This is a genomic window from Mycobacterium sp. E2479, from assembly GCF_001667925.1.
Taxonomy (GTDB): Bacteria; Actinomycetota; Actinomycetes; order Mycobacteriales; family Mycobacteriaceae; genus Mycobacterium.
The window spans coordinates 1-9,501 of the sequence record NZ_LZJR01000119.1 but is presented as its reverse complement, the minus strand read 5'-3'; the positions used below and the strand labels follow the sequence as shown (position 1 = coordinate 9,501).

8 protein-coding genes are annotated in these 9,501 nt (G+C 66.6%); all 8 read left to right on the top strand.

The features are described from left to right. Positions 1 to 191: 191 nt before the first annotated feature. Positions 192 to 674 carry an SRPBCC family protein gene (locus A5686_RS17530; RefSeq protein WP_067936835.1) on the top strand — a complete coding sequence of 161 codons (483 nt, stop codon included), beginning with the start codon at positions 192 to 194 and terminating at the stop codon, positions 672 to 674. Then, on the top strand, positions 671 to 994 hold the full coding sequence (locus A5686_RS17525; RefSeq protein ID WP_067936831.1) for a helix-turn-helix transcriptional regulator: 324 nt from the start codon (positions 671 to 673) through the stop codon (positions 992 to 994). The genes A5686_RS17530 and A5686_RS17525 overlap by 4 nt, the downstream gene beginning before the upstream one ends. A gap of 41 nt (positions 995 to 1,035) precedes the next feature. Next, the gene (gene ligA, locus A5686_RS17520; RefSeq protein WP_067936829.1) at positions 1,036 to 3,117 is read left to right on the top strand and encodes an NAD-dependent DNA ligase LigA; all 2,082 of its coding nucleotides are present in this window, start codon (positions 1,036 to 1,038) and stop codon (positions 3,115 to 3,117) included. 4 nt (positions 3,118 to 3,121) lie between these two features. After that, on the top strand, positions 3,122 to 4,234 hold the full coding sequence (locus tag A5686_RS17515; RefSeq protein ID WP_067936826.1) for a cystathionine gamma-lyase: 1,113 nt from the start codon (positions 3,122 to 3,124) through the stop codon (positions 4,232 to 4,234). A gap of 41 nt (positions 4,235 to 4,275) precedes the next feature. Continuing rightward, a complete protein-coding gene (locus A5686_RS17510; RefSeq protein WP_156750125.1) occupies positions 4,276 to 4,884 on the top strand; it encodes a TetR/AcrR family transcriptional regulator in 609 nt (202 codons plus the stop codon). 174 nt (positions 4,885 to 5,058) lie between these two features. Further along, a complete protein-coding gene (locus tag A5686_RS17505; protein ID WP_369829720.1) occupies positions 5,059 to 5,490 on the top strand; it encodes an MmpS family transport accessory protein in 432 nt (143 codons plus the stop codon). Next, positions 5,487 to 8,435: an RND family transporter gene (locus tag A5686_RS17500; RefSeq protein WP_067936818.1), complete on the top strand. Its 2,949-nt coding sequence runs from the start codon at positions 5,487 to 5,489 to the stop codon at positions 8,433 to 8,435. Before A5686_RS17505 ends, A5686_RS17500 begins: the two co-directional genes overlap by 4 nt. Before the next feature lie 128 nt (positions 8,436 to 8,563). Beyond that, the coding region (locus A5686_RS17495; protein ID WP_067936838.1) for a 13E12 repeat family protein at positions 8,564 to 9,501 on the top strand (938 nt) is incomplete at its 3' end.

Sequence of the window (9,501 nt, the reverse complement as noted above, 5' to 3'; positions counted from 1 at the left end):
CGCCCACTCCGGGGTCGCGCCGGCCAGGCCACACGCGGGCGTGACGCCGATGCGGTCGCGCAGCGCGATCGAGCTAGCGCGCAAGGCCGCCGAGATGTTCGCCGAGGATCCGGACGCCATCGAATAGGCAACCATTCGGTTGCGTTTCTGGGCGCACTGTGCTGCACTCATAGGCAACCAGGAGGTTGCATATGAAGATCGAGAAGCAAGTGATGCTGCGCGCGCCGCTCGAGCGCGTGTGGCGGGCCATCAGCGACGCCGAGGAGTTCGGCCGCTGGTTCGGGGTGCGCTTCGACGGGCCGTTCGTCGCAGGGGCGGCGGTGACCGCCGCGATCAGCCCGACCATCGTCGACAGCGAGGTCGCCAAGCGACAGGAGGCGCACGCCGGGGTGCAAAGCACCTGGCAGATCGTGGCCATCGAGCCGCAACGCAGGTTTGCCTACCGCTGGCGCCCGTTCGCCATCGACGCCGATGTCGACTACGACTCCGAGCCGACCACGCTCGTCGAGTTCACCCTGTCCGAGCAGCCCGACGGCGTGTTGCTGACCATCACCGAGTCCGGATTCGAGGCGATTCCCCGGGCGCGCCGGGGGCCGGCGTTCGAAGCCGACGACGAGGGCTGGGCGATCCAGACCACGCTGGTGCGCAAGTACATCGAGGACGTCCGGGTATGAGTGGTCGTGTCGCCGTCGAGGCGCCGCTCTTCGACGCCCTTGGCGATCCCAACCGGCTGCGCATCATCGTGCGGCTCTGCGACCAAGGCCCCAGTTCGACGTCGCAGGTCACCGGCGTCATCCCGGTAACCCGGCAGGCGGCCAGCAAGCACCTGCAGCTGTTGGAGTCGGTCGGGCTGGTGACCAGCAGCCGACGGGGCCGCGAGCGAGTCTGGAGGGTGCAGACCCAGCCGCTGGCCTCGGCCAGCGACTATCTGAGTCAGCTGTCCCGCCGCTGGGATGCCGCGGTGGACCGGTTGCGGGCTTACGTCGAGGACTGAGCGCGCGGTTTCGCGTCGGTGTCCTCGGATAGCCTGCCAAGGTGAGCGCAGCAGAAGCCGATTCGGTATCGCCCGAGGTTCGTCGGCAGTGGCACGACCTGGCCGAAGAGGTCCGTGAACACCAGTTCCGCTATTACATCAAGGACGCTCCGATCATCTCGGACGCGGACTTCGACGCGATGTTCAACGAGCTTCTCGCGCTCGAGGAGCGTTACCCCGAACTCCGGGTGCCCGATTCCCCGACGCAGCTGGTCGGCGGGGCGGGTTTCGCCACCGAGTTCAGCGAGGCGCAGCACCTGGAACGGATGCTGAGCCTCGATGATGTCTTCGATCGCGACGAGTTGGTGGCGTGGAACAACCGCGTCGAGAACGAGGTCGGCAAGCAGCCGTACTACCTGTGCGAACTCAAGATCGACGGGGTCGCCCTGGCGCTGGTGTACCGCGACGGCCGGCTGGAACGGGCCGCGACCCGGGGCGACGGGCGGGTCGGCGAGGACGTGACGCTCAACGCGCGCACCATCGACGACGTCCCCGAGCGGCTGTCTGCCAGCAAGGACTTCCCGATTCCCGCCCTGCTCGAGGTGCGCGGCGAGGCGTTCTTTCTGCTCTCCGATTTCGAGGCGCTCAACGCCAGCCTGGTCGAGGACGGTAAGGCGCCGTTCGCCAACCCGCGCAACAGCGCCGCGGGGTCGCTGCGTCAGAAGAACCCGGCCGTCACGGCCCGGCGCAAACTGCGGATGATCTGCCATGGCATCGGCCGCACCGAGGGGTTCGCGCCCAAGACTCAGCACGAGGCCTACACCGCGCTGAGCGCCTGGGGGCTGCCGGTGGCCGAACAAACCGCGCGGGTGCGCGGCCTTGCCGCCGTAGAGGAGCGGATCGGCTATTGGGGTGAGCACCGTTACGACCTGGACCACGAAATCGACGGCGTAGTAGTCAAAGTCGACGAGGTTGCGCTGCAGCGCAGGCTCGGGACCACCTCTCGCGCGCCGCGGTGGGCCGTCGCGTACAAGTACCCGCCCCAGGAGGCGCAGACCAAACTGCTCGACATCCGCGTCAACGTCGGGCGCACCGGACGCGTCACGCCGTTCGCGTTCATGACGCCGGTGAAGGTGGCCGGGTCGACGGTGGGGCTGGCCACCCTGCACAACGCCGCGGAGGTCAAACGCAAGGGTGTGCTGATCGGCGACACCGTGATGATCCGCAAAGCCGGCGACGTGATCCCGGAGGTGCTCGGTCCCGTCGTCGACTTGCGCGACGGCTCCGAACGCGAATTCGTCATGCCCACCACGTGTCCCGAATGTGGGACCACGCTGGCACCGGCCAAGGAGGGCGATGCCGACATCCGCTGCCCCAATGCCCGGTCCTGTCCGGCGCAGTTGCGGGAGCGGGTATTTCACGTCGCCGGTCGCGGCGCGCTCGACATCGAGGGGCTCGGCTACGAAGCCGCGACGGCGCTGCTGAAGGCCGGCGTGATCGCCGACGAGGGCGACTTGTTCGCGCTCACCGAGGACGACCTGTTGCGCACCGAGTTGTTCCGGACGAAGGCAGGCACCCTGTCCGCCAACGGCAAACGGCTGCTCGAAAACTTGGACAAGGCCAAGAAGGTGGCCCTGTGGCGCGTCCTGGTGGCGTTGTCGATTCGGCATGTCGGGCCGACGGCCGCGCGCGCCCTGGCGACCGAGTTCGGCGACCTGGACTCGATCATGTCGGCGTCGACCGAGCGGCTGGCCGCGGTGGAAGGTGTGGGCCCGACGATCGCGGCGGCGCTCACCGAATGGTTCACCGTCGACTGGCACCGCGCGATCGTCGAGAAGTGGCGGGCCGCCGGCGTGCGGATGGCCGACGAACGCGACGCCAGTGTGCCGCGCACGCTGGAGGGGCTGACGGTGGTGGTCACCGGGTCGCTCGCCGGCTTTTCCCGCGACGATGCCAAGGAGGCGATCTTGACGCGCGGGGGAAAGGCGGCGGGTTCGGTGTCGAAGAAGACCGACTACGTCGTGGCGGGCGATTCGCCGGGTTCCAAATACGACAAGGCGATCGAGCTGGGGGTGCCCGTCCTCGACGAGGACGGCTTCCGGAAGCTGCTGGCCGAGGGCCGACCCGATTCCCCGACGGAGTGAGCCGATGAGTAGCCGCTACGGCGATTCCACGCGCAGCCTCAAAGCCGCTGACGCGGAAGCCATTCCGGGGCATCCGGTAGCGCCGCAGGCGGTGCTCGCCGCCACCTACCACCTGTCCGACGACGAGACCGCCGCGCTGGACAGCTACGGCCGCGGCTCCAATCCGACCTGGCGGCAACTCGAGTCGGCGCTCGCCGAGCTGGAGGGGGCCGCCGGTGCGCGGGTGTTCGGCTCGGGCATGGCGGCCATCAGCGCCGTCTTGCGCGCGCTGGCGAAGCCGGGGTCGACGGTGGTGGTGCCGGCCGACGGCTACTACGAGGTGCGCCGCTACGCCCGCGAGGACCTGGCGCCCGGCGGTGTGACGGTCATCGAAGCGTCAAGCTCGCGGATCTACGACGCCGCCGGCGAAGCGGACGTGGTGCTGGCCGAAACGCCCACCAACCCGGCGCTCGACGTGGTCGATGTGCACCGGTTGGCCAACATCTGCCGGGGCCGCAACGCGCGCTTGGTCGTCGACAACACGGCCGCGACGCCCTTGGGGCAGCAGCCGCTGTCGCTGGGTGCCGACGCGGTGGTGGCCAGCGCGACCAAGGCTTTGTCGGGTCACGGCGACCTGCTGGCCGGCTACATCGGTACCAACGACTCCGAACTGCTCGCCGCGGCGGAGCGACACAGGCTGCTCGCCGGTGCGATCCTGGGTGGGTTCGAGGCGTGGCTGCTGTTGCGCAGCATGGCAACTGCCGGTTTGCGCTTCGAACGCCAATGCCAAAACGCCCGGGCGCTGGCGACCATGCTGGCCCGTCACCCGGCGGTGCGGGCGGTGCGCTACCCCGGATTGGTCGACGACCCGGCGCATCCGGTGGCCATGGCGCAGATGCGCCGGTTCGGGGCGCTGGTTTCGGTCGAGTTGGCCGACGCGGCCGCGGTGCACGCCCTGGTGGACCGCAGCGAACTGCTGATCGCATCCACCAGTTTCGGCGGCCTGCACACGTCGGTCGACCGCCGGGCCCGCTGGGGCGATCGCGTCGCCGACGGGTTCGCACGCATCTCACTGGGGATCGAAGACACCGACGACCTGCTCGCCGACATCGAACGCGCCCTGCTGGCGTCGAGATAGCGGCCGAAGCCGAAATTCGGCCGCTGCGCCCGAGCGGCTCTATCGTGGGCGTTATGACCCAGACGGCGGACCGGTACACGCAGGCATCTCCGTGGTCACCACGAGAGGCCGAGATACTGGCGGTGACCCTGCGGCTGCTGCAGGAGCACGGTTATGACCAGCTGACCGTGGACGCCGTGGCCAGTGCCGCCCGCGCCAGCAAGGCCACGGTGTACCGGCGCTGGCCCTCGAAGGCCGAACTGGTGCTGGCCGCCTTCACCGAGGGCGTCCGCCAGGTCGCGGTCCCGCCCGACACCGGCACGCTGCGCGGCGACCTGCTGAGTCTGGGGGAGACGTGTGGTCGGCACGGCACTGAGCACGCCAGCACCATTCGCGCGGTGATGGTCGAGGTGTCGCGGCACCCGGCGCTCAACGACGCCTTGCAGGAGCAATTCCTCAAGCAACGCAAGGCGTTGATTCAGCATGTGCTGCGGCAGGCCGTCGACCGCGGTGAGATAAGCGAGGATGTCGTCACCGACGAGTTGTGGGATCTGTTACCCGGATACCTCATCTTCCGATCCATCATTCCGGGCCGGCCGCCCACCCGTCGCACCGTGCAAGCCCTCGTCGACGGGTTTCTCATCCCGGGGTTGACCAGAACCACCGGGTAACACGCCGTTGGCCCACCGAGACGAAATGTGTACGTGCGCGTCTCTTGTGCAGTACGGTCCCGTACCGTACTGTCAAAGCTGTCGATCGCGCCTGCCCCGTCGGCAAGCCGCCCTCGCCTCGAGGGTGATCGTGTCGCCCGATAATCGAAAGGTGAACGGGTGGAAGGGATTTCGGTGGCAACCCTCGTGAAACGAGGGTGGATGGTGCTGGTCGCGATACTGGTCGTCACGCTAGCGGGATTTGCCATCTATCGCCTGCACGGTATCTTCGGCTCGCACAACACCACCTCGGCCAACGCCGGCCCCTCGAACGAGATCGTCCCGTTCAACCCCAAACATGTGGTGCTCGAGGTCTTCGGCGCACCGGGCGCGATGGCCACCATCAACTACCTCGACGTCAACGCCCAGCCTCAGCAGGTCAAGGACGCGCCCTTGCCCTGGTCGTTCACCATCACCACCACGGAGCCCGCGGTCATCGGCAACGTCGTCGCTCAGGGCAACGGGGACACCCTGGGCTGTCGCATCACCGTCAACGGGGATGTGAAAGACCAACGCACAGTCAACAAAGTCGACGCCTACACCTTCTGTCTGGATAAGTCTGGATGAGCAACGATCAACAGTCGCGGCGGTTCGTGCCGCGCACTATCCGGCGGTTCGCGTTGCCGATTCTGCTGTTCTGGGTCGGTCTGGCCGCCATCACGAACATCGCCGTGCCACAGCTGGAAGACGTGGGGAAGACCCACAACGTGGCGCTGAACTCGCCAGATGCACCGTCACTCAAGGCGATCAAGCGCATCGGTGAGAAGTTCCACGAATTCGACACCGACAGCTCGGCGATGATCGTGCTGGAAGGCGATAGGCCACTGGGCGCGGACGCCCACCGCTTCTACGACGACATGGTTCGCAGGGTCGAGCAGGACAAAAAGCACGTCGAGCACGTTCAGGATTACTGGGGCGACACCCTGACCGCCGCGGGATCGCAGAGCAGCGACGGCAAGGCGGCTTATGTTCAGGTGAATCTCGCAGGCAATCAAGGATCGGCCTTGGCCAACGAGGGCGTCGGGGCGCTGCGCGACATCATCGACCGCCTGAAGCCGCCGCCGGGCGTCAAGACGTATGTAACCGGAGCCGCGCCACTGATCTCCGACCAATTCGACGTCGGCAGCAAGGGCACCGCGAAGGTCACCGCGATCACCGTCGGGGTGATCGCGGTGATGTTGTTCTTCGTCTACCGCTCGGTGCTCACCACGCTGCTGGTGCTCGCCACCGTGCTCATCGAAATGTCAGCCGCCCGTGGCCTTGTCGCGTTCCTCGGTAACGCCGGCGTGATCGGGCTGTCGACGTATGCGACGAATCTGCTGACATTGTTGGTGATCGCGGCGGGAACGGACTACGCGATATTCTTCGTCGGGCGCTATCAGGAGGCGCGTGGCACCGGTGAGGACCGTAAAAAGGCTTTTTACACGATGTATCACGGCACGACGCACATCGTGCTGGGTTCCGGGCTCACCGTGGCCGGCGCCGTGGCCTGCCTGAGTTTCACCCGATTGCCATACTTCCAAAGTCTGGGCATTCCAGCCGCATTGGGCATTGTTGTCGCGCTGTTCGCCGCGCTCACCCTGGGGCCGGCGATCCTCACTCTGGGCGCCAAGGCTGGCATCTTCGACCCCAAGCGGGCGATCCGCACGCGTGGCTGGCGGCGCATCGGGACCGCCATCGTCCGGTGGCCCGGCGCCGTGCTCGCGGCGGCATGCGCGCTGGCCCTGGTCGGTCTGATCGCCTTGCCCGGGTACAAGACGAGTTACGACACCCGTCCCTACATGCCGGCCAGCGCGCCGGCCAACATCGGTTACACCGCCGCCGAGAAGCACTTCTCGCGGGCGCGGCTGGAGCCCGAGTTGCTGATGGTCGAAACCGATCATGACATGCGTAACCCGGAAAGCATGCTCGTCCTGGACAAGGTCGCCAAGGCGGTGTTCCACGTCCCGGGGGTCGCGCAGGTGCAGACCATCACCAGACCGTTGGGCACTCCGCTCGTCCACAGCTCGCTCGCCTTTGTGGTCAGCAATTCCAGCGCAGCACAGCAGCAAAACCTGACCTATCAACGAGATCGGGCCGATGATGCACTCAAGCAGGCCAACGAACTGACCAAGACCATCAACATCTTGAAGCAGCAGTACGTGCTGCAGCAGCAGCTCGCCGGTACCACCCACGATGAGACCCAAAGCTTTCACGACACGCTCGGCACCATCCAGGATCTGCGCGACAAGATCGCGAATTTCGACGACTTCTTCCGGCCGGTGCGCAGCTATTTCTATTGGGAGAAGCACTGTTACGACATTCCCGTCTGCTTCGCGTTCAGATCGCTGTTCGACGCGATCGACGGCATAGACCAGCTCACCGAGAAATTCGAAAACCTGACGGCATCCCTTGACAAGCTCGACGCATTGCAGCCGAAACTGACGGCCCTGATCCCGCCGCAGATCCAGAGCCAGCAGACCAATCGTGATCTGACCCTGGCGAATTACGCCACACTGTCCGGCATTTACGCGCAGACCGCAGCGGCGATCGACAACGCGACGGCGTTGGGGCGCGCCTTCGACGCGGCCAAGAACGACGACACCTTCTATCTGCCGCCCGAGGTTTTCGCCAATCCCGACTTCAAACGGGGGCTGAAACTGTTCCTCTCGCCGGACGGCAAGGCCGCCCGCATGATCGTCACACACGAAGGCGATCCCGCGACGCCCGAGGGCATTTCGCACATCGATCCGATTGCGAAGGCCGCACACGAGGCGTTGAAGGGCACGCCCATGGCCGGCGCGGGTGTCTACCTCGGCGGGACCGCATCCACCTACAAGGACATCCAAGACGGCGCTAAATACGACCTGATGATCGTGGCATTCGCCGCGTTGAGCCTCATCCTGCTGATCATGATGATCATCACCCGCAGCCTGATCGCCGCGCTGGTCATCGTGGGCACCGTGGCGCTCTCGCTGGGGGCCTCGTTCGGTCTGTCAGTTCTGGTGTGGCAGTATCTTTTCGGCGTCCAGCTGTACTGGGTGGTGCTCGCGTTGGCCGTGATCCTGTTGCTAGCGGTCGGATCCGACTACAACCTGCTATTGATCTCCCGCTTCAAGGAGGAGATCCATGCCGGTCTCAACACCGGCATCATCCGGGCGATGGCCGGGTCCGGTTCCGTCGTCACCTCGGCCGGCATCGTTTTCGCCGTCACCATGTGCGCGTTCGTGTTCAGCGGTTTTCAAGTGCTCGGTCAGATCGGGACGACGATCGGCCTGGGCCTGTTGTTCGACACGCTCATCGTGCGCTCATTCATGACGCCATCCGCCGCAAGGCTGCTCGGGCGCTGGTTCTGGTGGCCGCAACGGGTGCGGCCCCGCCCGGCGAGCACTATGCTGCGGCCCTACGGTCCGCGTCCGGCGGTTCGTCAACTGCTGCTGTGGGACGACGATGATCCGGTGGCGATGTCCAGCGATCCGGTGACGACGTCTGGCGAGCAGCCGGTGGCGATGTCCGGATCGAAAACCCGCTGACGGGATTCGCGGTAGTCGCACGGGGCTGGCCTGTGTGCCTTTCGGTGGGCCGGGGGATGGGCGCACCAAGTTCTTCAGCGCGGATCTCACGGTCCGGTTTTGTCGGTGGTGGTTGCGATGATGTGGTCATGTCGTTGACCGCATCCGCTGGCGCCGTGGGGGTGACCGCGAGCGAGCGTCTTGAGGTGTTGTTCGGGGAGTTGGCGGAGTTGTGCGGTCAGCGCAATGCGATTGATGGGCGCATCGTGGAGATCGTGGCCGAGATTGATCGCGACGAGCTCGGTGGTGTTACCGGTGCGCGGTCGGTGCCGGCGTTGGTGGCCTGGAAGACGGGCTGCTCGCCGGCCAATGCCCACACGATCACCACCGTCGCGCGTCGGGTGCAGGAGTTTCCCCGCTGCGCCCAAGGTATGCGGGAGGGCCGGCTGTCGCTGGATCAGGTCGGGGTGATCGCGGCGCGTGCCGGTCAGGGATCTGATGCGCACTACGCGCAGCTGGCCGCGGTGGCAACCGTCACTCAGCTGCGTACCGCGGTGAAGCTGGAACCGCGACCCGAACCCGAGCCTCGGCCCGAGGGGCTTGAACCGCAGGCCTCGATCACCAAGTCCTCCGACGACGAGGGCAGCTGTTGGCGGATCAGACTTCCGCAACCCGATGCCGCGAAGTTCGAGGCGGCGTTGGCCTCTCATCGTGATGCGCTGATCAGCGAGTTCACGCGCGAGCACGGCGACGGCGACCGCGCTTGGGGTCAGCGGCCGCCGTTGCCGGGCACCGTCGAGGCGTTCATGCGCTTGGTGGAGGCCGGGTGGGACGCCGAGGCGACCCGCCGCCCGCACGGGCAGCACACCACGGTGGTGGTGCACCTCGACGTGCAGCAGCGCGCCGCGGCCCTGCATCTGGGTGCGCTGCTGTCCGACGCCGAACGCCGCTACCTGAGCTGTGATGCCACCTGTGAAGTGTGGTTCGAACGCCACGGCGAGGTCATCGGCGCCGGGCGGGCGACCCGGCTGATCAACCGGCGGCTGCGCCGCGCACTCGAGCACCGCGACCGCAGCTGTGTGGTGCC

Excerpts from the sequence above, each read along its gene's own strand:
- A5686_RS17530 (WP_067936835.1), top strand. The coding sequence starts at position 192 with ATGAAGATCGAGAAGCAAGTGATGCTGCGCGCGCCGCTCGAGCGCGTG.
- A5686_RS17525 (WP_067936831.1), top strand. The coding sequence starts at position 671 with ATGAGTGGTCGTGTCGCCGTCGAGGCGCCGCTCTTCGACGCCCTTGGC.
- A5686_RS17515 (WP_067936826.1), top strand. The coding sequence starts at position 3,122 with ATGAGTAGCCGCTACGGCGATTCCACGCGCAGCCTCAAAGCCGCTGAC.
- A5686_RS17500 (WP_067936818.1), top strand. The coding sequence starts at position 5,487 with ATGAGCAACGATCAACAGTCGCGGCGGTTCGTGCCGCGCACTATCCGG.